Origin of the sequence: Streptomyces sp. NEAU-sy36 (genome assembly GCF_013423905.1) — a bacterium.
GTDB classification, from domain to species: Bacteria; Actinomycetota; Actinomycetes; order Streptomycetales; family Streptomycetaceae; genus Streptomyces; species Streptomyces misionensis.
In genome coordinates, this window is sequence record NZ_CP058977.1 from 3,588,092 (window position 1) to 3,613,879 (window position 25,788).

Here is a 25,788-nt window from a genome sequence, read left to right on the forward strand (position 1 = left end):
CCCGTCCGGGCGCCACGACGTCCGCGCCGCGGAGCGCCGGACCCCGAACACCCGCACGCAGACACCCTTCGAAAAGGTCCCCATGACCGACAGCATCACGGCCGCCCGTCCCGCGGCCACCGCCCACGGCCGCGGCCGGCTGCGCGCCTACGCGCGGCTCGGCAAGCTCGACGTGTACGACTACTACCTCGGCATCTTCCTCGCCCTCGCCGCCACCCTGTTCCCGCTCGGCGCCTTCACCGCCGGCCGGGCACTGGTCCTCGCGCTCTTCCTGGTCGGCGAGATCGCCGTCCTGATGGCGATGGTCGCCCTGGACGACGTCACCGGTTTCCGCGACGGCAGCGACCTCGCCAACTACGGACCCGACAACCCCCTGCGCAGCAAGGCGCGCAAACCTCTGGTAGCCGGCGCGCTGACGGTGCCCCAGGCGCTGCGCTTCGCCTGGACCAGCGCGGCGGCCGGCGCGGTGCTGTGGGCGGCCGCCGTCGCCGTCGCCCCGCACCGCCCGCCGTGGGCGCTCGTCGCGGCGGGCGCGCTGTTCGTGGTGTCGCTCCAGTACTCGTACGGTCTGAAGATCAGCTACCACGGCTTCCAGGAGGTGTTCCTGGTCGCCCTCGGCGCCGTGCTGGTCATCGTCCCGTACGGGCTGCTGACGGGGGAGTACTCCGGGTTCCTGATGGTGCAGGCGGTGCTGTTCGGGTTCGGGCCGCTCATGTTCGGTGTCTACTCCAACACCAACGACGTCGCCGGCGACCGGGCCGTGGGCCGGCCCACCGTGGCCGCCCTGGTCTCCGAGCGGGGCAACGCCGTCTTCATCGCGGCGCTGTCGGCCACCGAGTTCCTGATCGGCGCCCTCGCCTCGCTCACCGGCGCCGCGCCCTGGTGGTTCGTGCTGCTGATGCTCCCGGCGACCGCCCTGCGCACCCGCCAGTACCTGACCGGGTTCGTCCGCGGCGACATCATGACCGCCCGCCGCACCGGGTTCACGGTGCACCGGCTCGGCGTGGTCCTGATGACCGCCGCCAATCTGCTCGCCGGATGGGGGGCCACCCGGTGACGCCCGAACTCGACGTCGCCGTCGTCGGCGCGGGCATCGCGGGACTGACCGCCGCCCACGAACTGCGCCGCGCAGGGCTCACCGTCCGGGTCTACGAGCGGCTCCCCGAGGTCGGCGGGCGGATGCGCAGCCTGCGCCACCAGGGCTGGACGATCGACACCGGCGCGGAACAGGTCGCCTCCCGCGGCTACCGCGCCACCTGGCAACTGCTGCGCCGGCTCGGCGTCGGCGCGGCGGACGTTCCCCGGGTCGGCGGCGGCGTGGCCGTCTGGCGCGACGGGCGCGCCCATCCCGGCGTCGGCGAGGGTACGGCCGTGCTCACCGGCGCCGGTCTGTCCGCCCGCGCCCGGCTCGACCTGGCCGCCTTCTCCGCCTGGGCCGGCCGCCGCCGCGCCGGGTTCGACGGCGACCGGCCCGAGCGCGGCCCGCTGGGCGCCGCCACCGTCCGGGAGGCGACCGCGCGCTACCACCGGGACCTGCACGACTATCTCTTCCAGCCGGTCGCCGGCTGCTTCTTCGGCTGGGACACCGCGCGCTCCGCCGCCGCCCCGCTGATCAGCCTGCTGCTGGAGGCCGGAGCCCCGTCCGCCTGGCGCACCTACCGCGACGGCATGGACTTCCTCGCCCGCCGGCTCGCCGCCGACACCGAGGTCGTCACCGGCCACGACGTGCGCGAGGTCGTCGACGAGGGCGGGCACGCCGTGCTGCGGTTCGACGACGGCGAGGTCACCGCGCGGGCCGCGGTGCTCGCCGTGCCCGCGCCCGTCGCGGCGTCCCTGCGCCCCGAAGCCCCCGCCGACGAACGGCCGTTCCTCACCGCCTGCACCTTCACCCCCATGATGAAGGTCGGTTGCCTGCTGGACCGCCCGCTCGCCCCGCCCGCCCGGCGCCCCGTGCACATCCTGCTCACCCCGGCCGCCGAGGAACAGACCCTCTCCGGCGTCGTCGTGGACCACGCCAAGGACCCCGGCCGGGCTCCCGCCGGACGCGGCCTGATCACCCTCGTGGCCGGTCCGCGCCGCGTCCCCGAACTGCTGGACGCCGACCCCGACGAGGCCGCGGAACTGCTCGTCCAGGCCGCCGAGCGCTACGTCCCCGGCATCGGCGGCGCCCGCCGCCACCACTTCACCCACACCTTCCGCCACGGCCTGCCCGAAGCCACCCCGCAGGCCCTCGGGGAACGCGCCGGGTTCCTGGCCCGGCCGGTGCGCGCGGTGGAGTACGCCGGCGACTGGGTGATGCTCCGGCCCGCCTCCGAAGGCGCCGTGCGCGCGGGCGCGCTCGCCGCGTCCCGCGTCCTGAGCAGGCTCGGTGGGCACCGCCCGGCCGGCCCCCACCGAGTGGAGGACACCGTTGCGACCGCATGACATGGGCACCCTGTTCGACGAGGCGGCGACGACCGGCGCCCCGACCGTCGTCCACCTGGACCGGCCCTTCGACATCGCCCCGCACGACGGAACCCGCTGGACCCTCCCGGAACTCGCCCACCTGGTCCGCGCCACCGCCGCCCGGCTCGCCGACGCCGGAGTGCGGCCCGGCGACCGCGTGGCCGTCGTGAAGGACAACCACTGGGACCACGACCTGCTCGGCTGCGCCGTGGTCCGGCTCGGCGCCGTCCCCGCACTGCTGTCCGCCCGGCTGGACACCGCGGACCTGCTCACCCTGCTGGACCGGCTCCGGCCCGCGGCGCTGGTCACCACCGCCGCCCTGCTGGCCCGCTGCCGGGACGGCGCGGCGCCCGCACCGGCCCCGGTCCTCGTCACCCTCGACTCCGCCGCACCCGGCGCCCTCCACCTCGCCGGCCTGGACGCCACCCGGCCCTGCCCCCCGGTACGGCGCTCCCCCGACGAACCCCTCGTCATCCACCACACCTCGGGCACCACCGGACTGCCCAAACTGGTGACCCACTCCACGCGCACCCTCGTGGACAAGCTCGCCCGCTTCGAGGCGGTGCGCTACCCGGGCATCGGCATCCGCCCGGACGACGTCCTCCTCCACGCCGGCGCCTACGCCCACGGGCGCACCTTCTGCTGGACGGCGGTCGTCCTCTCGGTCCCGCCCGCCGAGATCGTGCTGCTCAGCGGGGACGACCCGGACGCCGCCGATCCACTGCTGCGGACCCACCCGCCCACCGTCGTCGAGGCCACGCCCGCCACCTACGTCCGGCTGCGGCCGCTCACCACCCGGCTCGACAACCCCTTCCGCCGGGTCCGCCTCTACATCAGCACCTACGACGCGGTGCACCCGCCCGCCCTGCGCGCCTACCTGACCGCGAGCCGGCACCGCCGCCCGCTGTGGATGCAGGGCTGGGGCCAGACCGAGACCGGACCACTCACCTTCCGCTTCCACACCCGGCGCTCCGCACTCGCGGCGGACGCCGAGTCCACGGCACGCCGGCTGGGCCGCCCGGTGCCGGGCCGCACCCGGCTGCGCGTCGTGGACCCGGACACCCTGCGGCCGGTGAGGCGCGGCCGTCCCGGACTGCTCCTGGTGCGCACCGCCGCGCTCGCCCAGGGCTACGTCGGCGAGGACGAACGCTGGGCAGCCAAACGCGTCGGCGACTGGTGGTCCACGGGTGACATGGGCGTGCTCCACCGCGACGGCAGCGTCAGCGTCCTGGACCGCGAGGTCGACAGCCTGCCCGGCATGAGCTGCCTGCGGACCGAGGACGCGCTGGAGCAGCGGCTGCCCCAGGCCCTGGAGTGCGTGATCCTCGGCCTGCCCGAGGGCGATCCGCTGCCCGTCGTGGTCACCGCCGACGGCCGGCTGGACCCGGACGCCTGGGAACAAGCCACGCACGGGTTACCGACGTTGCGTGATCCGGCCGTCCTCACCTGGGACGATGTGCCCCGCACCGGCACCGGCAAGGTCCGCCGCGACGTCCTGTCACGACGGCTCACGGGGTCCGCGCCGGCCGGCACCGGCCGCTGGACCTGACGATCCGACCCTCTTCGACTGGCCGCTCACCGGCCAGTGTTGGCGAAAGGAAACCCCTTCATGACACCGCCGGCTCCCGCCCGAGCGGTCTTCGACAACGGCACCGCCTACAGCCGCGACCAGCACCGCTGCCTGGAGGCCGCCTACGACCCGGTGACCCTGCCCCGGCTGGCCGCCGCCGGGGTCGGCCCGGGCTGGCACTGTCTGGAGATCGGTGCGGGCGGCGGCAGCATCGCGCGCTGGCTCGCCGACCGGGTCGCCCCGGACGGCTCGGTGCTCGCCACCGACCGTGACCCCCGCGACCTGGTGCCCGGCCCGCGCCTCCAGGTCGCCGCGCTCGACGTGGCCCGCGACCCGCTGCCGGAGGAGACCTACGACCTGGTGGTGGCACGTCTGGTCCTCCAGCACGTACCGGACCGCGACACGGTGCTGCGGCGGCTCGTCCGCGCGCTGCGGCCCGGCGGCCTCCTCCAGATCGACGAGATCGACGCCTCCTACGAACCGCCGCTGCTGACCCCGGACGCGGCCGCCGAGGAGCTGTACGTCCGGTTCCTGCGCGCCAAGGCGGCCGCGCTGCGCGCCGCGGGCGGCGACCCGCACTGGGGACGCCGGGTGCCGGCCGCCCTGCGCGCGGCCGGCCTGACCGGCATCGACGTCCACCTGCACATCGGCGTCCGCCACGCCCAGGACCCCGGCCTCGGGCTCCAGCTGAACCACACCCGCAACCTGCGGGACCGGCTGCTGGCCCAGGGCCTGACCGACGACGAGCTGGACCGCGTGCGGCGGTTGATGCGGGACCCGTCGTTCCGCGCCGCCTCCAGCGTCTTCTACTCGGTGCAGGGCCGCCGGCCCGGCAAGGGGCGCGGGTGACGACGCCTCTTCGCACCGCCGCACACCCGGCGGTCGCCACCGCCGTCGCCGACCGGCTGCTGCGGCGCACGGCGCCGCCGGTGGTGGTATCGCACACCCTCGACTGGGCGGGCCCGGTCGGCATGGACATGCCCGACGAGCGCGCCGTGCAGGCGGCCTGCGGTCTCATGCACGTCCACGGCCGGGCCACGGGCGGCCCCGTTCCGCTGGCCGTCGACTACGCCTCGGTGGTGGCGGGCGTCCTCGCGGCCCAGGGGGCCACCGCGGCCGGGATCGGGCGGGCCCGGGGGCTGGACTTGCGCGAGGCGCGCACCTCGGTGGCCCAGGGGGCGCTGCTGGCGCTCGGCCAGTACCTGGCCGCCGCCACGGCCGACGGTCCGGAACAGCCGGAGGTGTCCGGGCCCGGACTGGCGACGCTGGACACCTCCGACGGTGCCCGCGTGGAGGTGGAGACCCTCGACCCCTCGGCCTGGCGGGAGTTCTGGGCCCGGCTCGGGGTGCCCGCCCCGCTCGCCGGCCGTGGCTGGCTGCCCTTCCAGCAGCGGTTCGCCACCGCCGTCTGCCCGTTGCCCGGCGAACTGCGGCAGGCCGCCCTCGGCCGGACCCTGGCGGACCTGCGGGCCGCCGCCCACCACAGCGGCGTCAGCCTGCTCACCGTCGGCTCCGACCCGGCCCCGCCCGTCCACCCGGCCCCCTGGCGGCTCACCCCGGCACCGGCGCGCCCCGACGGCGGCGTGCCCGCGCCGCGCCCCGCGGTCCACGCGCCGGGCGCCGCCCTGCCCCTGACCGGGCTGCGGGTGGTGGAGTCCACGCGCAGGGTGCAGGGCCCGCTCGCCGGGTATGTCCTGCAGATGCTGGGCGCCGAGGTGATCCGGGTCGAACCCCCCGGCGGCGACCCGATGCGCTGGCTCGCCCCGCTCGCGGGCGGCACCTCGGCCCGGTTCACCGCCCTCAACGCGGGCAAACGGGTGGTCGAGGCCGACCTCACCACCGCGCCGGGCCGGGACACCGTGCGCGCGCTGACCGCCGAAGCCGACGTCTTCCTGCACAACTGGGCCCCCGGCAAGGCCGACCGGCTCGGCCTGGACGACGCCGACCTGCTGCCCGCCCGTCCCGCCCTGGTGTACGCCTGGGCCTCCGGCTTCGGCGACACCCTCGGCGACCGGCCGCCCCTGGGCACCGACTACCTGGCCCAGGTGCACAGCGGGCTCGCCGCCGCCGTACGGCCGTACGGCGAACCGCCCGCCCCCTCCCTGATGACCCTCACCGACGTGCTCGGCGGACTGGTCTGCGCGCAGGGCGTGCTGGCCGCGCTGGCGGCCCGGGAGCGGACCGGGCGCGGCTGCCGGGTCGACTCCAGCCTGGTCTCCGCCGCCGCCCTGATCCCGCGTCCCGCGCACCGGGCCCGCTGGACGCCGCTGGACAGGCCGCTGCCCACCGCCGACGGCCACCTGTACCTCGGCCCGGAGGCCCGCGCCCACCCCGAGGCGCTGCGGGGACTGCCCGACCGCGGCCTCACCACCGAGGAGTGCGCGCTCCGGCTGGCCGCGCACGGCCTGACCGCCACCCCTGTCCGCACCGACCTGGCGGCCCTGGCCCGGGACCCGGCCTTCCGCACGGCGATCGCCCCACCGGACCGGGGCACCGGCCACGCCCGCCCGCACGCGCCCTGGGAGTTCGCATGACGACCGTGGTCCCCGCCGTCCTGGCCGCGGGCCGGGACGGACACCGGGTATGGACCTCACGCGCCGGGGTGTCCTTCCCCGACCTCGTGCCCCGCGCCCGGCGACGGGCCTGGGTGCGGGCGGGCCTGTGCCCGGACGGTGATCTGTACACGCTGTTCACCGCCCGGGTACGGCAACACCCGGACCGCACCGCCCTGGTGGACGACGCGGGGACGCTGTCCTACGCGGCCCTGGACGCCGAAGTCCGCCGGATCGGCGCCCTGTTCACCGAGGCGGGCCTCGGCGGCGGTGACGTGGTGGCGCTGCGGCTGCCCGACGGACGCGACGCCGTGGCCGCGGAACTCGCCGTGTACGCCATCGGCGCGGTGGCCCTGCCGCTGCCCCCGAGCACCGACGACCGCGACACCCGGGCCCTGCTCGCCCGCGCCCGCGCCCGCGGCGCCGTCCTCGCCCCGGCCCACCGGACCCGGGCCCTCGCCGGACTCCCGGACCTGCGCACGGTGTTCGTCCCCGGCCCGGGCCACGACCGCGTGCCGGGCCTGCACGCACCACGGCCCCGGCGCCCCTGGACACCCCGGCGGGCCGACCCGTACGGACCCGCCCGCATCCTGATGTCCTCCGGCTCCGAGACCGAGCCGAAGATGGTCGCCTACAGCCATCACGCGCTGGCCGGCGGCCGGGCCCGTTACGTACGGTCCCTGAACCCGGACCCCGCGGTGCCGCCCCGCCACCTCGTCCTCGTCCCGCTGGCCTCCTCCTTCGGCTCGCTCGGCACACCGGTCACCCTCGCCGTGCTCGGCGGCACCCTGATCGTGCCGTCGGCGTTCGACCCGGCGGACGCGCTGCGACTGATCGCGGAGCACCGTCCGACACATCTGTTCGCGGTGCCCACCATGCTGCGCCGGATCGCCGAACTACCGGTCCAACCGGGCGAGGACACCTCGTCGTTGCGGTCCGTCGTCTCCAGCGGCGCCGCCCTGCCCCCGGCCGTCGCGGAGGTGTGCCGCCGGCGCTTCGGCCGCCCGGTGGTGACGGTCTACGGCTCCTCCGACGGCGTGAACTGCCATACGGCGGGGGAGAGTCACCCGCCTGGCGACAGCGTCGGCACCCCCGATCCCGCCGTCGCCCGCATCCGGATCACGGGCCCCGACGGCGCACCGCTGCCCCCCGGGCACAGCGGGCAGATCGAGGCACTGGGGCCCATGACCCCCATGTGCTACGTCAACGCGCCCGATCTGGACGCGCGTTACCGCACCCCCGACGGCTGGGTCCGCACCGGCGACCTGGGCCGGCTGGACGAGCACGGCCGACTGCACGTGCTGGGGCGGCTCAAGCGCATCGTCGTACGCGGCGGCCTCAACATCAGCCTCGCCGAGGTCGAACACGAACTGGGCCGCCACCCCGCCGTCGCTGAGGCGGTGTGCGTCCCGGTGCCCGACCCGGACCTCGGCGAGCGCCTGTGCGCCTGCGTCCGCCCGGCCCCCGGCGCCCCCACCCCGACCCTGGCGGACCTCACGGCCCACCTGGGGGCCCGCGGCCTGTCCCGGCGCAAGCACCCCGAACTGCTGCTGACGGTCGACGAGATGCCGCTCGGCCCGACGGGCAAGATCTCCTACCAGACGCTCATGGCCCGCGCGGCCCGGCACGCGGGCCGACTCGGCGCGCCTAGCCCCGCGCGTCCCCGGCCGAGACGTCCTTGACGAACACGAGGCCGTCGCTGTCCGCGAGGTGGGCGGGGTCGAACGGGGCGTACCCGAACCACGGCGACGCGCGGTGTGCCGGCCGCCCGTCGCCGAGGACGGTGGCCAGCCGCGCGGTGTCGACCACGCAGCGGTCCTTCGGGAGCGCGTACAGGAGGCCTTCGACGGTGTCCGGGGCCGGGGTGTCCACGCCCCGGTGCCGGATGGTGCCGAGGGCGGTGGGGAGGAAGGCGTAGGCGTCGCCGAGCCGCGCACTCACCAGCGCGCCGGCGCTCCACCACTCCACCGGCCCCTGCCACATCCGCATCGAGCTCTTCTCCCGCTGGAGGTGGGAGTTGTGGGCGTGGACGAGCACCGGGCCCCGCTCGGCGAGGGCACACAGGTTGCGGGCCATCATCAGGTCCCGCAGGGCGCACAGCCGCGTCATGCGGGCGGGTGAGGTGTCGGCCGTCCCGTGGTGGTAGCGCAGCAGCCCGGTCGCGGTGCGCGCGTACAGTCGCGCCCGGTCCCAGTCCTCCCGCGTGGACACGGCGCGCAGGTGCGGTGCGTGCGCGTCGAGCAGGGCCACCAGGTCGTCGGCGAGCAGCCGCAGCTCCCCGGCCTCGGCCGACCGCCCCACGGACCGGGCCGGATCCGTCATGGCGGCGGGGTCGGTCCACCGGTCGTCGGCGCCGAGGAGGTGGTCGAGCGTCTGCGCGGTGCAGGGGAGCAGCCGGGCGTCGACCCGCTCCGCGAGGTAGCCGTGGAGGGCGGTCAGGGCTCCTCGGGGGCTCGCGCCGCCGGTCGTCTCCAGCGGACCGTCGAATCCGGCGAAGCGCACCTGCTCGGACGGGGACCGGCCGTCGTTGTACGCCCGCATCCAGCGCACCAGTTCACGGTTGGCCCAGAAGGCGCCCCAGCCGTGACCGAATCCGTGCTCCATGACGTGGTCGAGCGTGCCCGTGCCCGAGGTGACGTGACCGTCCACGACCAGTCCTCTCAGGCAGTCGCTCTCGATCGCGATGGTCCGGTACCCCTCCTCCTCGACGAGCTGCCGGAAGAGTTCGTTGCGCAGCCGGAGCAAGGTGCCCTCGCCGTGGGTGGGCTCGCCCAGGGCGAGCATCCGGGGCCGGCCCGGGAGCAGCCGCATGACGGCGGCGGCGTCGACGGCATGGGTGGTGTTCTCGATGTCGGCAATCACGGCTTCAACGCTATCGTTGAAGCTTCGGTGTAAACTTTTTCGCGCTATCGTCCGCCACATGGCGCGAAACCCTCAAAGCGGCAAGCGGCTCAGGCCGGTCGATCTGGCCCGTGCGCACGGTCTGTCCACCCAGGCCGTCAGGAACTACGAGGCGGACGGCATCCTCCCGGCCGCCGATCGCACCCCGCACGGCTACCGCACCTACACCCCGCTGCACGCGGGGGCCCTGCGCGCCTTCCTCGCCCTGGTGCCGGGCCACGGACACCGGACGGCGACGTCGATCATGCGAGCCGTCAACCAGGGCGCGACCGACGACGCGCTCCGCCTCGTCGACGAGAGCCACGCCCAACTCCTCGACGACCGCCAGACCCTGCGGGCCGTGGAACGCGCCCTGCGGGATCTGGCGCCCACCCCGCCGCCCGAGCCCGCTGCCGACGCCACGCCGCGGTCCGGGCCCGCCGGCACCTTCATCGGTCCCCTGGCGGGGCGCCTCGGCATCCGGCCGGCCACGCTGCGCACCTGGGAGCGCGCGGGGCTCGTCAGCCCGCGCCGCGACCCTCGCACCGGCTACCGCGTCTACGACGAGGCCGACGTGCGCGACGCCCACATGGCCCATCAACTCAGGCGTGGCGGCTACCTGTTGGGGCAGATCGCCCCGCTGATCGCCCAGGTGCGGGCGGCCGGCGGGCCGGAGCCGCTGGCGACCGCGCTGCGCGACTGGCACGCCCGGCTGTCCGCCAGAGGCCGAGCGCTGCTGACCGGAGCCGCGGAACTGGACGCGTACCTCCGGCTCCGCGAGGACCGTGGCTGAGCCGAGCGCCCTGCGGACAACCACGGGACGCCGGGTGGGGGGGCCGTACACAATGCGGCAATGGCTGATCACGTGTGGAACGCGCCGCGCCCCGACTTCCTCGACAAGCCCACGCTCACGGGCGAGCGGGTGCTGCTCCGGCCCGTCACGGTGGACGACGTACCCGCGCTGCTGCCGCTGTTCCGGGATGCCGGGACGTCCCGGCTGACCGGCAGCCACGACGGCGGGGAACTCGACGAGGCGCGGATACGCGACTGGTACGGCACCCGCCGGGACCAGGACGACCGGCTGGACCTCGCCGTCGTCGAGCGGACGACGGGCCACGTCGTCGGTGAGGCCGTCCTCCACGAGTGGGACCCGTCCAACGAAAGCTGCGGCTTCCGCATCTGCCTCGCGCCCGGCACCCGCGGACGCGGTCTCGGCACGGAGGCCACCCGGCTGATCGTCGGCCACGGCTTCGAGCGACTGGGCCTGCACCGCATCTCGCTGGAGGTGTACGCCTTCAACCCGCGCGCCCGCCGCGTCTACGAGAAGGCGGGGTTCGTCGCCGAGGGCGTGCTGCGGGATGCCTTGCTCTGGGAGGGCGAGCGGGTGGACGCGACGGTCATGTCGATCCTGGCACCGGAATGGTTCCGCCATCGTGGCCGGCCGGAGGCGGCCGGGCACCCGCGCGGCTGACCGCGGCGGTTCCTCCGCGCCCGGCTCGACGCCCGGACGAGTGACACGGGGCCGGGTCTACCACGCTGGGCGCTCCTTCCGTCACACTCGGTACGTGCCGTGACGGAGGCGAAAGCCGTCGAGGTCCGCGTGTGGTCGACCGTGTCGCCCGGCACGCCACCCGGACCGCCGCGAGTGCCGTCCCGGCCGGAGGAGCGCTGATGACCGCTGCCGCCCGCCCCGCGCCCCCACCGGTCGCGCGGGGCCGCCTGCCCCTGATCGGCCATGGCCTGCACATGTGGCGCAGGCCCCTGGAGTTCCTGGACACCCTCACCGCCTACGACCCGATCGTGGCGGTCCATCTGGGCCCGAAGCCGGCCTACGTCCTCACCAGCCCCGACCTCGTCCACCGCGTCATGGTGAGCGACGCCGCCGACTACGCCAAGGGACGCTCGTTCGAAAAGCTCCGCGACTACCTCGGCAACGGCCTCGCCACCTCCGAGGGCTCCTTCCACCTGCGCCAACGGCGCCTGATGCAGCCGGCGTTCCACCACACCCACATCGCCCGCCACGCCCGGACGATGGCGCAGACGGCCACCGCTCGTGCCGCGTCCTGGCGGCCGGGCCAGGCCATCGACGTCACCCGGGAGATGTACGACCTGTCCCTGGCCGTCCTCGCCTCGACGCTGTTCTCCACGACGCTCGACGAACGACTCGCGGCCGAGATCCGCCACACGGTGCCCCTCGTCCTGCGGGGCATGTACACCCGTGTCCTGGACCCCACCAACCTCTGGCAGCGGCTGCCCACCCCCGGCAACCGCCGCCTCGCGGACGCGCACCGCCGCCTGCGGAACGTCATCGACCACCTCATCGACGCCCGCCGCGGCAGCCCGCCGGACGGGGAACCCGACCTGCTGACGCTGCTCCTGAGAGCCGAGGACGCGTCCACCGCGGACACCATGACCTCCCAGCAGGTGTACGACGAGGTCGTCACCCTGCTGGTCGCCGGCACCGAGACCGTCGCCGGCGGACTGGCCTGGCTCTTCCACGAGCTCGGCCTGCACCCGGACGCCGACCGCGAGCTCTACGAGGAGGTCCGGCAGCAGTCCGGGGCGCCCTTCGACCTCGACCGGCTCGATCAACTGCCCCGCACCAGGCGGACGGTGGACGAGGCACTGCGCGTGCCCAACCCCGGAGGCGTCACGATCCGGCGGGCCGTCACCGACGTCGAACTCGGCGGCCACCACTTCAAGCGGGGCACCGAGTTCGTCTTCAGCGCCCTGGTGCTGCACCGGAACCCGCGCCACTTCCCCGATCCCACCCGCTTCGACCCCGACCGCTGGCTGCCCGACCGGCCGGCCGCCCCGCGGGGGGCCTTCATCCCCTTCGGCGCCGGAAGCCACCAGTGCATCGGCGAGTCGTTCGCCCGCGCGGAGATGACGGCGACGGTCGTGGCCGTGGTGAACCAGTGGCGCCTCGAACCCGTCCCGGGCAGGCGGGTCCGGGGAGTCATGACCTCCACCAACCACCCGCGCGACCTCGTCATGACGGCGCGGCCGCGCACGGCGGCCGCGCGCCCCTAGCCGCTGCCCTCACCCCCTCCCCGGGAGGGGGCGGGACGGGCCGTCGCGCCGGTGCGCCGATCGTTCTCGTCCGGGTGCCGAGCCGCCTGACGCCGGTCCAGGAGCGTCAGCACGGGAGCCGTCATCACCGTGGTCACCAGGGCGACGACGACCAGGACGCCGAAGAGGGCGGGCGAGGCGATGCCCGCGCTGAGGCCGACGTTGATGGCGATGAGCTGCATCAGCCCGCGCGCGTTCATCAACGCGCCCACCCGCAGGGCGGTCTGCGGCGGCTCGCCGAGCATCCGCGCCGCCGCCCAGCAGGCACCGAACTTGCCGATGATCGCCACCGCCACACAGGCGACGGTGAACAGGATCAGACCACTGCCGGACAGCAGCGTGAAGTCCGTGTTGAGCCCCGAGTAGGTGAAGAACAGGGGCAGGAACACGATGCGGCTGATCGGTGCGATGGCCGCCACGGCGCGGGTCACCACCGGGTCGCGGGGGAAGGCCACGCCGAGGCTGAAGGCGCCGAACACGGCGTACAGGCCGATGCGGTCGGTGTACCAGGCGGCGAGGAACAGCAGGAGCACGGTGACCAGCAGCATGTGCTCCTCGGTGAGCCGTCGCGCCCGCTCCAGGGCCCTGGCCCGGACGCGGAGGAAGACACCGAGGAACACGGCGAGTCCGACCGCGCCGGCCACGGCCAGCAGGAACGTGTCCGCGTTGCCGCCCGCCATGCTCAGCACCATCGCCAGCAGCACCCACGCCACGGCGTCGTCGAGCGCGCCGGAGGCCAGCGCGACCGAGCCGAAACGGGTGTCGGTCAGGCCGCGTTCGGTGATGATCCGGGCCAGCATCGGGAACGCGGTGATGGCCACGGTGACCCCGACGAACAGCGCGCCCACCGTGGGCGAGACACCGTCCGGGTAGAGGTCCACCGCACCGTGCGCCGCCCAGGCGAGCCCGGAGCCGAGCAGCAGGGGCACGACGATGCCGGCCGCGGAGACGGGCACCGCCGTGCGGCCCACCGACCGCAGCCGGTCGGTCCGGAACTCGTAGCCGGACAGGAACATGAAGACGACGAGACCGACCTGCCCGGCCACGTACAGCACGGGTCGCATCTCGTCCGGGAACAGGGACTTCTCCAGGCCGGGGGAGAGGAGGCCGAGAACGGACGGCCCGAGGGCCACCCCGGCGACCATCTCCCCGACCACGGGCGGCTGGCCGAGGTGACGCAGGAGCAGACTGACGAGACGGCAGACGGTGAGGATGACGGCCACGGCCAGGAAGAACGCCGGGCCCATCTCGGTGGTCGACAACGATGACTCCTGGGGGAGGAGACCTGTGGGGAGACCTTCGGGGCCCATGAAGACCCATGGAGGCCCGTGCGGACCCGGGGAGGTCCACGAGAGCCTGCGGGGACGACGCCTTCACGCCCTGTGGCCCGGGTACGGGCAGGCCGCCGGGCCGTGCGCCCGTCCCGCCCCGGCACCCGGCGCGGCGTCGCCGGTGCTCAGCGGACGGCCCTCGGTGTCGTACCGGGCGAAGTACGTCGTGGCGGGCCTGGTGCGGCGGGCGTCCAGCACCATCCAGGTGCCGAGGACCAGTTGCAGCAGGCTGCGTCCGACGTCCTCGGCCCGGTCGCGCACGGCCAGCGCCGTGCGCAGCACGAGCCTGGTGGTCCGGGAGGAGGGCCGCTCGCGGGGCAGCAGCAGACAGGGAGCGCGGTGGGGGATGGAACGGGTGTGCCCGACCGGTGAGTCGAGCACGTGGCGGGCCAGCACCTCCCGGGTCGCGGCGCGCATCACGACCGGCGCGAGGCGCCAGGCGGGACAGGGCCGGTTGGCGGCGACGCCGAAGGGGATGTGGTGGGCGTTCTTCGCGGACAGCGTCGCCCAGCGCTCCGGATCGAAGCGCTCGGGATCGGTGTGGCCGGTGGCGTGGTAGTCGGGGTAGCTGAAGGTGAGGACGGAGCCCGCCGGGATCGTGGGCAGGCCGTCGAGCGCGATGTCGGCGGTGGTGATGCGGTGCGCCACCCCGAACAGCGGGAACAGCCGGAACGTCTCGTTCATGACATACGACAGGTAGCGGTCGTCGTCGGGCCCGTCCGCCACCTTCCGCTGTACGTCCGGGTGCTGGGCCAGGGCCAGCAGGAGATGGGCCATCGCCTCGGACATCTGGACCACGGCGGTGTTGAAGAAGGTGCCTTGCAGATAGAACGCCTGCTGGCGGCGGGTCAGGCAGCCGGGCAGTTCGTGGGGCACGTCACCGGCGGCCAGCCGGCGCAGCAGATAGCGGGTCAGCCGGTTCCTGCGGCGCATGTGGCGCGGCCGGGTGCACTTGAGGGCGTCGACCACGTCGGTGGCATGGGCGACGATCAGCCGCCGGGCCTCGGCCGGGCAGGGCTCCCGGAAGACCAGTTCGTAGAAGAACTCGGCCCACACCGGCATCATCAGGTCACGCAGCCGTACGGACCGGATCCGACCGGTGTCCGCCGTCTCCAGGACGCGCCGGGTGGCGCTCGCCGCGGCGGCGTACAGCTCGGCCGACGGGCCGGAGAGGATGTCGAGCGTGCGCCGGGCCACCTCGTCGTAGCGGGGGCCGGCCTCCAGATGCTCCTGGTGGACGTCGGCGCCCGGCGCGAGCCAGTACCAGAACAGGTCGGACAGCGCCGCGCCCTTGCTGCGGCCCCCCGCGGCGGGGTGGCCGTAGACCTCCTGGAAGCGGTCGGCGCCGAAGACGGCGCTGGGCAGCGGTATGCCCTCGTCGCCGTTGACGCGGGCGAAGACCTTCATCCGCAGGGCGACGACCCGGCCGGGCAGCCAGGCGGGCAGGGACAGTAGCAGCGCGCCGCCCAGGGCCGTCGCCGCCGCCGTTTTCCGGCTCACCATGCTCGTCCTTCCTTCGGCCGGCGGCATGGGAAGGCGCGCGTGACCACCTGGTCGGCCGTGAGGTCCCCGGGCCGGTGCCCGCCGCACAGGGCGAGCACATGGGCGAAGTCCTCGCGCAGCGCGTTCAGCAGCTCCGTCACCCCGTCCTCGCCTGCCGTCGCCAGCGCCCAGAGCACCGGCCGCCCGACACCGGCGGCGACCGCTCCCAGGGCCAGGGCGAGCGCGATGTCGGTTCCGCGGCGCACCCCGCCGTCCATGAGGACCGGCACCCGTCCCGCGACGGCCTCGGCGACGGCCGGGAGCGCCTCGACCGCCGCCGGAGCGGCGTCGAGCTGCCGTCCCCCGTGATTGGACACGAGCAGCGCGTCCACACCCCGCTCGACCGCCGCCCGCGCGTCCGCCGGATGCAGCACGCCCTTGAGGACGAGGGGCAGGTCGGTCAGGTCGCGCAGCCGCCCCAGATCGTCCCAGCCGGCCGGCCACATGGCGATGTCACGGGTGCCGCCGGGCGCGGCCCCGGGCAGGTCCCGCATGTTCTCGGCCGCGAGACCGGGCGGCAGGTCGTGGAAGCCGTTGCGCAGGTCCCGGGTGCGGTTCCCGAACACGGGGGAGTCGACGGTGACCACGAGGGCGGAGCAGCCCGCCCGCTCGGCCCGGCGCACGAGTTCGGCGGTGACCTCGTGTTCCGGCTGGAGGTACAGCTGGAACCAGACGACGGCCTCCGGGTCCCGCGCGCGGGCCGCGGCGACGACGTCCGCGACGGCGGTGGTGGCGGCCATGCCGGTGACCAGCGGGGTCCCGGTCGCGGCGGCGGCACGCGCGGTGGCCAGTTCGCCGTCGGGATGCGCGAGCCGGTGGAAGGCGGTCGGGGAGACGAAGAGCGGTGCCGGCCACTCCCGGCCCAGCACGCCCACGCGGGTGCCGGCGTCGGGGCCGGGGCCGCGCAGCACCCGGGGGAGCAGAGCCAGCCGGGCGAAGGCGTCCTCGTTCTCCCGCAGCGCCGTCTCCTCGCCCGCTCCGCCGGCGATGAAGTCGTAGTGCTCCGGCCTGAGTTCCGCGCGGGCCCGGCGTGCCAGGGCGGCCGGATCGTACACCGGGCCCGTCCGCGGGCCGGTCACGGCCTGGGCGCGGCGGATGCTCCGCCGGCCGGGAGGCCGTTGCCGGCGGGCAGCCGGGAGGCGAGGAAGGAACCGAGCGGGCCGACGTGGACGCCGGGGTCGTCCCACTCGTTCTCCAGGTTCTCCGTGAGGTGGTGTTCCGCGACCGGCTTTCCGGTGCCGTCCGGCAGGAACTGGCGTACCACGGGGTGGAGATAGCGCGCGTCGAGGCCAGCGGTGTCCCGCTGGGGCGTCCGTGCGACGGTGACGTCGAAGGGGTCGACCTGGTCGTGGTCGGCGCCGTACTCCAGGGTGACGGCGAAGTAGCCGGCCAGGTCCCCGAACTCGCCCCGGGCGGTGGCCTCGTGCAGATGGGCCACCGGGACCTCCTCGCAGTACCGGGCCCCGCCGTCGGCGCCGAGCAGCACCGCGTCGCCGAGGAACCCGAACATCTGCCACAGGGCCGAGGTGCGATTGACCCGCGCGATGATCGCGTCGCTCACCGCGTCCGCGGTGGCGGGCAGGTCGGTGTGCGGCCAGTCCCGGTCGTGGTAACGGCGTTCGAGTATGCGGGCGAGCGCCTTCACCCCGTACCGGAAACCGTGGATGAAACCACTGGTGGACTTTTTGAAGTCGAGGGACTGGGTGATGGTCCCGGCGAAATACAGATCGGGTATGTTCACGGATTCCCATGCGCTGGTGAGCCGCGGGAACCGGTCTTTGACGACGAGCTCGGGTCGGCAGTCGTCGTCGAATATCGAGGCGTCGAATCGGAATCCGGTGGCCAGGATCACCCGGTCGTACGGGATGTCCTTCACCACTTCCTCGACGCGCGCGAATCTGACGCTCACCAGATAAGTGCCGTCCGGCTGCCGTGCTATGCGCAGGATGTCGCCGTCCAGTACGGCGTTCTGCGACTTGAGCTGATAGGTGTCGAGGAAGTTGTTGTTGACCGCGCGGAGATGTCCGACGAAGTGTGTCCGCCACGCGAGTTTGAGGGAGCCGGGTCCGGCGACGTGGATGACGGCGGCGGTCTCGATGAGATTGTCTGCGGTCTCGAAGGCGGAATTGCCGCGCCCGATGACGAGGACGCGCTGGTCGGTGAAGTCCGCGGGGTCGACGGTCACCGTGTCGTAGCGTTCGGCCTCCTCGACGCCCTCGATGGCCGGCACGTACGGCCGGGAGACGCCCGTGGCGACGATGATCCGGCGGGCCCGGATAACGTTGCCATTCTGGTCCGTCGCCGCGAAGAGGCCGTCCGTGGTCCGGGTGACGCGGGTGACCCGGGTGTCGAGACGGATGCGCAGCCCCTGGGTCCGTGCGAAGTCCGCCAGGTAGCGGACCATGTCGTCGGCCGGTGGGAAGTAGCGCGGGGAGTAGGCGGTGAAGAGCGGTCCGTCGTCCGAGAGGAGGGAATTCCAGTCGACGCGCAGACGCATCTCCGGATCGCTCCAGCCGGTGTGCACCTTGTTGGACGAGATAAGCGTTCTATGCCGGGGAAAACGGGTGAAGAAGGCGCCTGGAGTGTCGCTCGCCTCCGCGATGAGGTAATCCCGGCCGTTCTTTTCTAGGAAGTACCCGGCCTGGAGGCCCGCGGGGCCGCCGCCGATGACGAGATAGTCGACCTGCGTTAAAGCAGACATGGGTTCGTCCTGCCTTCCGTGGGGGCGGAAAGGACCTTACTTGATGGTTAAAGCACTGATCCAGACCGCCTCTGTGTGACGTAGGTCACTCGCCACTCGGGTTGGTGAATTCCTTCCGTCGGTTAACGTGGGGCCTGTTTGGCGGTCCGAGTGAGCCCATTCGCCGTTCGGCATGGTCGCTTTCCAGACATTCACGCCGTCTTCATGTCGGCTGCTTCCGGTCCAGAATGGAGACGAAGTGGACGAAAAGCCCGGTGGTCTCTTTCCGCAGGCGTTCGTCGACGCCTTCCGCGACGCCCCCGACCTGCCCGCCTTCGAGTGCGGGACACGCACCGTCACCCGGGGAGAAGTGCTCGACCTGACCGCCGGCTTCGTCCGGGGGCTGCGCACCGCGGGCCTGACGCCCGGAGCCCGCGTGGCCCTGGACACCGGCGTCACGCCGGAGGCGTTCGCGGTGCGCGTCGCGGCCCACGTCGTCGGCTGCCAGGTGGTCGGACTGCGCCCCGGACTGACCCGTGCACACCTGCGCGACATCCTCGCCCGGGACATCGACGCCGTGGTGACGGACGACGCCGCGAGCCGCCCCGGGCTCGCCGCCGCGGCAGTCGGGTCACGGCTCCTGGAGACCGGCGCGCTGCGGCCCCCGAGGGGTTTCACCGCCGCACCCGGCGACCTGGTCCCCCGCGGCGACCGCCACGGCGTCGGCGTCGTCCACCTCACCAGCGGCAGCACCGGCAGGCCCAAGGGCACGATGGTGACCTACGGGGCCCTGTCGGAGCACTGGGCCCTTCAGCCCGCACGCTGGACCGACCGCGTCCGGCGCCTCGCGGCGCGCTACGAACGGTTCCTGCTCTTCGGCACCCTCACCAGCGCCGTCATGTTCGAGCACCTGGGCCTCGCGCTGCTGGCCGGGGGCACCGCGGTCATACCGCAGCAACCTCCGGTCTTCCCCGGCGTCTTCGCCGACCTGCGCGTCACCGCCTGCATGACCACGGTGCCGCGCCTGTACGGCATTCTCGACGCCGTGCGCGACGCGGGCGCGGACACCGGCAGTCTGCGCGCCCTCGTCGTGGCCGGATCCCCTCTTGCCCCGCACCGGCTGACCGAGGCGGCCGAACTGCTCGGACCCGTGGCCCACCACGCCTACGGCCAGACCGAGACGGGCATGCTCACCCTCCTCGAACCCGAGGAACTCGCCGCCGACCCCAGCCTCGCCGACACGGTGGGACGCCCGCTCGACACGGTCGAGATGACCGTGCGCGACGAGGACGGCCGCGACCTCCCGGCGGGCGGCACCGGCGAGGTGTGGGTGCGGGCGGCGGACGCGTTCTGCGGCTACTGGGACGACCCGCGGGAGACCGCGGACGTCCTGCGCGACGGCTGGGTCCGGACCCGGGACCTCGGCCGGCTCGACGCGGGCGGATACCTGCGGCTGACCGGACGCACGCGCGACGTCGTCATCGTCAACGCCGTCGTGCACTACGCGGGCCCCATCGAACGCGTCCTCGCCTCCCACCCCGACGTGGACCAGGCATACGTCGTCGGGGTCCCGGACGAGCGGACGGGCGAGGCCATCCACGCCTTCGTCGTCCCGCAGCCGGGCCGCGCGCCCAAGGAGTCGGCGCTGCGCGAACTGGTGGCACGGGACCTGGGCGAGGCCGGTGTCCCGGCAGCCGTCAGCATCCTCACCGACGTCCCCGTCGCGGCGAGCGGCAAGCCCGACAAGGCCGCCCTGCGCGCCCTGCTGACGCGCCCCTGAACGGACCCGCGCGGCAAGGGCGGGCGGATCCGTGCCACCCTGCCGTCCGGTCGCCCGGCCGGCATCCGTCAGTTCCGGTGTGCCGGGCCGGGGCCGCCCAGGCAGTCCCTGGCCGCCGTCCGGAACGCCGCCACCAGCCGGCTGTGGTCCGCGGCCCGGGTCGCCACCACGACGTGACCCGGTTCGACGCCGCGCAGCGGCACCGTGGTGAGGTCGGGGCGTATCCCGGCCGCGTGCAGGGCGGCCGGGACGATGGCCACGGCCTGCCCGGCGGCGATGCATTCGAGCTTGTCCTCGATGGTCTCGACCGGGGGCCCGTCGGGCGCGGGACGGCCGCCCGGACGCGGGTCGACGCGCCAGTAGGCGTCCCACTCCGGGTCCGGGAAGCGGGGGATCGGCTCGCCGGCGATGTCGTCGAGGGTGGCCGACTCCTTGCCGGCCAGCCGGTGCCCGAGCGGAACGAGCAGCAGCTTCGGCTCGTCGTGGAGGACCGTCACCCGCAGGCCGTCGGTCCGCAGCGGCAGCCGGGTGACCGCCGCGTCGACCCGCCGGTCGAGCAGGGCCGCGCGCGGCTCGTTCCACTCCAGGTACAGCGTGCGCACGTCGGCGTCGGGATGCCTGCGCCGCACGTTCCGCACCGCCGGGGTGACGATCAGGCCCGCGGTGTAGCCGACGGTGATCCGGGTGGGCCGTGCGGCGGCCCGGGCGGCGGCCCCGGCCTGCTCGGACGAACGCAGCAGGGCCCGCGCGTGCGGGAGGAACGCCTCCCCGGCCTCGGTGAGCCGCGTGCCCTGCCGCGTGCGGTCCAGGAGCCGGGCGCCCACCTGGGCTTCGAGCCGGCCGATCTGACGGCTCAACGACGGCTGGGCGATGTGCAGTTCGGCCGCGGCACGGCCGTAGTGCAGATGCGAGGCGACGGCGATGAAGTAGCGCACCAGCCGCAGATCGAGATCCGTCATGCCGGAACCGTATTACGTGGTGCGGAACAGGTCTTTGATCACTCAGGGTGTGCGTCCCTAGCGTGAGAGCCATGTCCACTGACAATGAGATCGCCGTCCAGCGCTTCTACGAGGCCCTCGCCACGGGGGACACCTCGTTGGTCGACGAGGCACTCGCGCCCGACTGGGAGGCCGTGCCGGCCCTGCGCACCGGGCCCGGTGCGGACGGCTGGAAGAAGAGCATCGAGCACCTGCGCGGCGCCTTCTCCGGGCTGACCGTCACGATCGCCGACGTCGTCGCGTCCGATGAGATGGTGGCGGTGCGTTCGGTCGGCCGCGGAGTACACGTCGGGAAACTGCTCGGCGTCGAGGGCACCGGCCGCGAGGTCGAGTTCCGGGCCTCGGACTTCCACCAGGTGGTCGACGGCCGGATCGTGCGCACCTGGCACCTGGAGGACTACTTCGGGATCGCCACCCAGATCGGACTGGAGTTCACCCGTGGTGCTTGACGGCAAGACGGCGGTGGTGACCGGGGCGGCGCGAGGCATCGGGTACGCCTACTGCCGGCGGCTCGCCTCGGACGGCGCCAACGTGGTCGCCGTCGACATCGAGGACCCGGCCGACGCCGTGCGGGAACTCCCTGGCAACGGCGACAAGTTGGGGCTGGTGTGCGACATCGGTGAGCCGTCCCGGGTCGACACCGCGGTCGGCACGGTCCTCGACCGGTACGGGCGCTGCGACATCCTCGTCAACAACGCGGGCGTCTTCCCCTTCACCGACCTCGACCACGTGACGATCGAGCTGTGGCGCAGGGTCCAGGCGGTCAACGTCGAGGCGATCCTGCTCTTCGCCCGGGCGTTCGCCCCGGGGATGCGGGCCGCCGGCTGGGGACGCATCGTCAACACCGGCTCGGGCATCACCCTCACCCAGAACCGCGATTTGGCCTACATGACCAGCAAGGGCACCGTGCACGCGCTGACCCGGGCACTCGCCAACGAACTCGGCGAGAGCGGCATCACCGTCAACGCGATCGCGCCCGGCCTGGTGGCCACCGACGGCTTCCTGGGCCGGGTCCGGACGAACGGCCCGAGCGCCGAGGAGGTGATCGCCCGGACGACGGCCATGCAGACCATCAAGCGCCCGTCGGTCCCGGCCGACCTCGGCAACGCCCTCGCCTTCCTGGTCTCGGACGACGCCGACTTCGTCACCGGCCAGATCCTGCACGTCGACGGCGGGGCGACCCGCACCGGAGCCTGACCCGGTTAGACGCGACGGCCGGTCGCCCCCCGTTCACCCGAACAGGTGGTTTGGCCCGCTACGACGGCCTGCCCGCGCCGGGACGCAGTGTGCTGGAGCGCGCAGGCACGACCGGGCCGCGGAACGCCCGGGCCGGGGACCATCCCGGCCGCCACGGCGGCGGAGCCTGTTCCGAGAACTGGGGGACGACCGGTATGACCTCTTCTCCGCCCGACGGCCGGGGACTGGACGAGCAGGCGGTCCTGCTCGTGGCGGGCCTGGCGGACCTGGCCGTCAACACCGTGAGCTCGGCCCTCGGCACGGCACGGCAACTGCTGCGCCGGTCCGACGGGCCCGACCTCGCACGCGACGCCCACCAGGACCTGCTGGCCCGCGGCCGTATCGCGCTGGACCGTTGCGCCGCGGCACCGCCCGCCCACCTGGAGGTGCTGGCCCAGCACGCGAGGACACGCCGGACGGTGCCCGGCGGCGATGTCTGAGCGCTTCGACACCGCCGGGTTCAAGGCCCGTGTCGACACCGTCCTGCACGAGTTCCTCGCCGACGAGGCCGAGCGGCTTCGCGCGATCGACGACGCGCTCGCGCCGGTGGCCGGACAGCTGCGGGCGGCGGCCGGGCACGGCAAGCGGCTGCGGGCGGCGTTCTGCTACTGGGGATGGCGCGCGGCCGGCCAGCCCGACAGCGATCCCCTCGTACGCGCGGCGGCCTCCATGGAACTGGTCCACGCCGCCGCGGTCGTCCACGACGACCTCATCGACGACAGCCCGCTGCGCCACGAACTGCCCACCGTCCACGTGGCGTTGCGGGCCGCCGTCGCCGGCCGGCCGCGGGCCCGGGCCGCCGCCCGCGCGCTGGCCATGCTGGTCGGCGACCACCTGATGGCGCTCGCGGGCCAGTTGTTCACCACCAGCGGTCTGCCCGCCGCCTACCTCACCCGCGCGCGCCCGATGTGGGGCGACCTGGCGAGGGAGTTGATCGCCGGCGAGTGCCTGGAGATCCTCAGCACCGGCGCGGAACCCGACCCGCTCGTGTCGCTGAAGGTGGTGCGCTACAAGACCGCGAAGTACACGGTCGAACACCCGCTGCTCATCGGCGCGCTGCTCGCCGGTGCCGCCGCCCGGCTGCGGGCCGGTCTGTCTGCGTACGGGCTGCCGCTGGGCGAGGCGTTCCAGCTGCGCGACGACCTGCTGGGCCTGTTCGGGGACCCCGGCCGCACGGGCAAGGCGAGCCTGGACGACATCCGCGGCCGGCGGCCCACCGCGCTGCTGGCCGTGACCTGGCGGGCCGCCCGGCCGGACCAGCGCGAGCGACTCGCCGGCGTGCTGGGCCGCCGGGACCTCACCGCCGACGATCTGCGCGACGTGCGCGAGCTGATGACCGCCCTCAAGGCCCCCGATCAGGTGGAGGAGATGATCACCTCCCGGGTGCGGGAAGCCGTCGGCAGCCTGGACACGCTCGACCTGCCGCACCCGGTCCGCCGGGCCCTGACCGATCTCGCCGGCTCGGCCACCGACCGTCGTCACTGACCGGATCGCCCTCGCCCGCCCGGTCGCCCGCACCGGCCCGACCACCTACTGATCCGCCCCACGACGGCCGGCCCTCGCAGCCGAGCGGCTCACCGGAAGGACTGCCGACATGACCTGTACCGATGCCTCCATGGACGCCCTGCGCCAGTCGGGGGACGAACTCGCCGACGCGGTGGTGGCCACCTTGTTCGAACGGGGCGAGGTGGGCACGTTCAACACCCTGATGCGCTACGTCTCCACGGCCGGCGCCCCGCTCCCCGACGGGCTGCCCGACGTCGCCCGCGAGTACCTGCGGGCCACCGCCGTGCCGCCGGCCTGGGTGGACTGGGGGGAGATGGAGAGGGCCCGGCTGTTCTTCATCGACAACAACGTGCACATCTCCACCGCGCTGTCGTTCGCCTCCATGCCCGCCTGCTACGTCGTCCCCCACGTCGCGAAGCTGTTGTCGGCCACGCACGGGCTGGACTATCCGTCGAGGCGGATGGCGGAGACCGGCCAGTTCACCGTCTACCTCATGCGGCCCGATGCCTTCGAGGCGGGCGGCAGGTTCGTCCCGGCCGCGCAGAAGGTACGCCTGCTGCACGCCTCCATCCGCCATCACCTCAGGCGGGAGGGCCGCTGGGACGTCGAGGCACTCGGCGCGCCGATCTGCCAGGAGGACATGATCGGCGGGCAGATGTTCTTCTCCCTGCTCGTCCTGGACAGTCTGCACCGCCTCGGCATCCACATGAGCGTCGAAGGGGCGGAGGCCTACTACTACGCCTGGCGCGTCGTCGGCGCGATGCTCGGCGTCGACCAGGAGGCCGTCCCCAAGTTCCTTGACGAGGCCCGGCAGTTCCTCGACCTGTACATGATTCGCCACATGGGCCCCTCGCCCGAAGGCGCCCACCTGACCCGACAGCTGATCGACCTCTACGAGGAGGTCGTCCCCGGCACCTTCTTCGACCCGATCGTCTCGGCCCTGATCCGCTATCTCGTCGGCGACACCTGCGCCGACTGGCTCCAGGTCCCGCGCACCGCCTGGGACAGCGTGGTCAAGGCCGCCCCCAGCCTGCTCGGCGTGCTGGAGACCATCGAGGACCGGTCCCCGCTGGGGGCCTGGGCCCTGGACCGCCTCGGCCACCTCACCACCATCTTCGAACTGTCCTCCCTCACCCGCGGCCGCGTCATGCACTACGCCATCCCCGAGCAGCTGAAGAAGGAGTTCGGCGTCACCGGCACCGTGCCGCGCACCCGCCGCTGGACACCGCCCGCGCCGACGGTCGCCCCCTGACGTCCCCTGGAAGACTCCCGGGACACGGAACCCGCGGGAGGGGCGACGACCGCCCACGGGACACAGCCGGCTTCCGCGCGTGCCCGCCGTGGGAGTGAACGGAGGGGCGTCGGCGGGCCCGGCCGAGCGTTCCGGGCGGGGCCGCCGTAGCCTGCGGCCATGACCGATGCACTGACGCGGAGTCCCGACGACGCCTTCGAGATGCTGATGTCCGGCAACCAGCGGTTCGTCACCGGCTTGCCCGAGCACCCCAACCAGGACGCCGCGCGCCGCGCGGAGACGGCGCCGGCCCAGAGCCCCTTCGCGGTCATGTTCGGGTGCTCGGACTCACGGCTGGCCGCCGAGATCATCTTCGACCAGGGCCTGGGCGACCTGTTCGTGGTCCGCACCGCCGGGCATGTCGTCGGCGCCGAGGTGCTGGGCAGCATCGAGTACGGGGTGAGCGTGCTGGACTGCCCGCTGGTCGTGGTCCTGGGCCACGACTCGTGCGGGGCCATCGCGGCCGCCCGCGCCGCGGCCGACGGCGGCAGGGCGCCCGCCGGTTTCGTCCGTGACGTCGTCGAGCGGGTGACCCCCAGCGTCCTGGCGGCCCGCGCCGCCGGACGGAACCAGGAGGAGGACTTCCTCCACGAGCACATCCGGCACACTGTCGGCCTGCTGCTGGACCGTTCCCGCGTGCTGGCCGAGCGGGTGGCCGCCGGCCGCGTCGGTGTGGCGGGCCTGTCCTACCGGCTGGCCGACGGCAGCGCCCGGCTGGTCTCCTCCCACGGCCTGAGCGGGATCACCGCCCTCGCCGGGTGAGACCCGCCGTCAGCTGGCTTTGTTCACGAGTTACGACAGCAGTTGTTCACGACTTCGGGGGGCATGAGGAAGTCGAACGGTGCAGGGAACGGACCGACGCCGAAACCCGGGCAGCCTTTAAACAGGCCCCGGCGTCCGTCACA

22 protein-coding genes are annotated in these 25,788 nt (G+C 74.0%); 16 read left to right on the forward strand and 6 right to left on the reverse strand.

All coding sequences use genetic code 11. The features are described from left to right. Window positions 1–82 precede the first annotated feature (82 nt). Genes HZZ00_RS16605 through HZZ00_RS16630 form a run of 6 tightly spaced genes read left to right on the forward strand, consistent with a single transcriptional unit; the run spans window position 83 to window position 8,249 of the window. Entirely contained in the window at window positions 83–1,057 is a 975-nt protein-coding gene (locus HZZ00_RS16605; RefSeq protein ID WP_180332911.1) for a UbiA family prenyltransferase, read from the forward strand. Further along, window positions 1,039–2,424 (forward strand): NAD(P)/FAD-dependent oxidoreductase, encoded by a 1,386-nt coding sequence (locus tag HZZ00_RS16610; RefSeq protein ID WP_219014029.1) that lies wholly within the window; start codon window positions 1,039–1,041, stop codon window positions 2,422–2,424. Before HZZ00_RS16605 ends, HZZ00_RS16610 begins: the two co-directional genes overlap by 19 nt. Beyond that, on the forward strand, window positions 2,411–3,994 hold the full coding sequence (locus tag HZZ00_RS16615; RefSeq protein WP_257585832.1) for an AMP-binding protein: 1,584 nt from the start codon (window positions 2,411–2,413) through the stop codon (window positions 3,992–3,994). Before HZZ00_RS16610 ends, HZZ00_RS16615 begins: the two co-directional genes overlap by 14 nt. A 60-nt stretch (window positions 3,995–4,054) precedes the next feature. After that, window positions 4,055–4,864 (forward strand): class I SAM-dependent methyltransferase, encoded by an 810-nt coding sequence (locus HZZ00_RS16620; RefSeq protein ID WP_180332912.1) that lies wholly within the window; start codon window positions 4,055–4,057, stop codon window positions 4,862–4,864. Next, window positions 4,861–6,549, forward strand: a complete 1,689-nt coding sequence (locus HZZ00_RS16625) for a CoA transferase (RefSeq protein WP_180332913.1) — start codon at window positions 4,861–4,863, stop codon at window positions 6,547–6,549. The genes HZZ00_RS16620 and HZZ00_RS16625 overlap by 4 nt, the downstream gene beginning before the upstream one ends. After that, a complete protein-coding gene (locus HZZ00_RS16630; protein ID WP_180332914.1) occupies window positions 6,546–8,249 on the forward strand; it encodes a class I adenylate-forming enzyme family protein in 1,704 nt (567 codons plus the stop codon). Before HZZ00_RS16625 ends, HZZ00_RS16630 begins: the two co-directional genes overlap by 4 nt. Here HZZ00_RS16630 and HZZ00_RS16635 read toward each other — a convergent pair. After that, on the reverse strand, window positions 8,215–9,378 hold the full coding sequence (locus HZZ00_RS16635) for an erythromycin esterase family protein (RefSeq protein ID WP_374028550.1): 1,164 nt from the start codon (window positions 9,376–9,378) through the stop codon (window positions 8,215–8,217). The two genes, HZZ00_RS16630 and HZZ00_RS16635, sit on opposite strands and share 35 nt — an antisense overlap. A gap of 109 nt (window positions 9,379–9,487) precedes the next feature. On the opposite strand from HZZ00_RS16635, the gene HZZ00_RS16640 reads away from it, so the two are divergent. The 3 genes from HZZ00_RS16640 to HZZ00_RS16650 all read left to right on the forward strand — a co-directional run bounded on the left by HZZ00_RS16640 (window position 9,488) and on the right by HZZ00_RS16650 (window position 12,480). Beyond that, complete coding sequence (locus HZZ00_RS16640; RefSeq protein ID WP_180332916.1) at window positions 9,488–10,240, forward strand: TioE family transcriptional regulator; 753 nt, start codon at window positions 9,488–9,490, stop codon at window positions 10,238–10,240. Window positions 10,241–10,300: 60 nt separating this feature from the next. Continuing rightward, complete coding sequence (locus tag HZZ00_RS16645; protein ID WP_180332917.1) at window positions 10,301–10,918, forward strand: GNAT family N-acetyltransferase; 618 nt, start codon at window positions 10,301–10,303, stop codon at window positions 10,916–10,918. A gap of 200 nt (window positions 10,919–11,118) precedes the next feature. Continuing rightward, entirely contained in the window at window positions 11,119–12,480 is a 1,362-nt protein-coding gene (locus tag HZZ00_RS16650; protein ID WP_180332918.1) for a cytochrome P450, read from the forward strand. On the opposite strand, the gene HZZ00_RS16655 is transcribed toward HZZ00_RS16650, so the two are convergent. The 4 genes from HZZ00_RS16655 to HZZ00_RS16670 form a co-directional block, all read right to left on the reverse strand. Further along, window positions 12,477–13,781 carry a cation:proton antiporter gene (locus tag HZZ00_RS16655; protein WP_180332919.1) on the reverse strand — a complete coding sequence of 435 codons (1,305 nt, stop codon included), beginning with the start codon at window positions 13,779–13,781 and terminating at the stop codon, window positions 12,477–12,479. The genes HZZ00_RS16650 and HZZ00_RS16655 overlap by 4 nt on opposite strands. A 111-nt stretch (window positions 13,782–13,892) precedes the next feature. Beyond that, window positions 13,893–15,353 (reverse strand): cytochrome P450, encoded by a 1,461-nt coding sequence (locus HZZ00_RS16660; protein ID WP_180332920.1) that lies wholly within the window; start codon window positions 15,351–15,353, stop codon window positions 13,893–13,895. Then, window positions 15,347–16,471, reverse strand: coding sequence for an alpha-hydroxy acid oxidase (locus tag HZZ00_RS16665; RefSeq protein ID WP_180332921.1), 1,125 nt, complete (start codon window positions 16,469–16,471; stop codon window positions 15,347–15,349). The genes HZZ00_RS16660 and HZZ00_RS16665 overlap by 7 nt, the downstream gene beginning before the upstream one ends. After that, a complete protein-coding gene (locus tag HZZ00_RS16670) occupies window positions 16,468–18,093 on the reverse strand; it encodes an NAD(P)-binding domain-containing protein (RefSeq protein ID WP_180332922.1) in 1,626 nt (541 codons plus the stop codon). The genes HZZ00_RS16665 and HZZ00_RS16670 overlap by 4 nt, the downstream gene beginning before the upstream one ends. A gap of 238 nt (window positions 18,094–18,331) precedes the next feature. Here HZZ00_RS16670 and HZZ00_RS16675 point away from each other — a divergent pair, with 238 nt between their 5' ends. Beyond that, entirely contained in the window at window positions 18,332–19,852 is a 1,521-nt protein-coding gene (locus HZZ00_RS16675) for a class I adenylate-forming enzyme family protein (RefSeq protein WP_257585833.1), read from the forward strand. Window positions 19,853–19,920: 68 nt separating this feature from the next. Here HZZ00_RS16675 and HZZ00_RS16680 read toward each other — a convergent pair whose 3' ends face one another. Continuing rightward, entirely contained in the window at window positions 19,921–20,811 is an 891-nt protein-coding gene (locus HZZ00_RS16680) for a LysR family transcriptional regulator (protein ID WP_180332924.1), read from the reverse strand. Window positions 20,812–20,882: 71 nt separating this feature from the next. Here HZZ00_RS16680 and HZZ00_RS16685 point away from each other — a divergent pair, with 71 nt between their 5' ends. The 6 genes from HZZ00_RS16685 to HZZ00_RS16710 all read left to right on the forward strand — a co-directional run bounded on the left by HZZ00_RS16685 (window position 20,883) and on the right by HZZ00_RS16710 (window position 25,645). Further along, window positions 20,883–21,299 (forward strand): ester cyclase, encoded by a 417-nt coding sequence (locus tag HZZ00_RS16685; protein WP_180332925.1) that lies wholly within the window; start codon window positions 20,883–20,885, stop codon window positions 21,297–21,299. Next, a complete protein-coding gene (locus HZZ00_RS16690; RefSeq protein WP_180332926.1) occupies window positions 21,289–22,047 on the forward strand; it encodes an SDR family NAD(P)-dependent oxidoreductase in 759 nt (252 codons plus the stop codon). The genes HZZ00_RS16685 and HZZ00_RS16690 overlap by 11 nt, the downstream gene beginning before the upstream one ends. Before the next feature lie 194 nt (window positions 22,048–22,241). After that, window positions 22,242–22,526 (forward strand): polyprenyl synthetase, encoded by a 285-nt coding sequence (locus tag HZZ00_RS16695; protein ID WP_180332927.1) that lies wholly within the window; start codon window positions 22,242–22,244, stop codon window positions 22,524–22,526. After that, window positions 22,519–23,571 carry a polyprenyl synthetase family protein gene (locus HZZ00_RS16700; protein ID WP_180332928.1) on the forward strand — a complete coding sequence of 351 codons (1,053 nt, stop codon included), beginning with the start codon at window positions 22,519–22,521 and terminating at the stop codon, window positions 23,569–23,571. Before HZZ00_RS16695 ends, HZZ00_RS16700 begins: the two co-directional genes overlap by 8 nt. Window positions 23,572–23,680: 109 nt before the next feature. Next, a complete protein-coding gene (locus HZZ00_RS16705) occupies window positions 23,681–24,844 on the forward strand; it encodes an oxygenase MpaB family protein (RefSeq protein ID WP_180332929.1) in 1,164 nt (387 codons plus the stop codon). A 159-nt stretch (window positions 24,845–25,003) separates the two neighbouring features. Beyond that, complete coding sequence (locus tag HZZ00_RS16710; protein WP_180332930.1) at window positions 25,004–25,645, forward strand: carbonic anhydrase; 642 nt, start codon at window positions 25,004–25,006, stop codon at window positions 25,643–25,645. Window positions 25,646–25,788 lie beyond the last annotated feature (143 nt).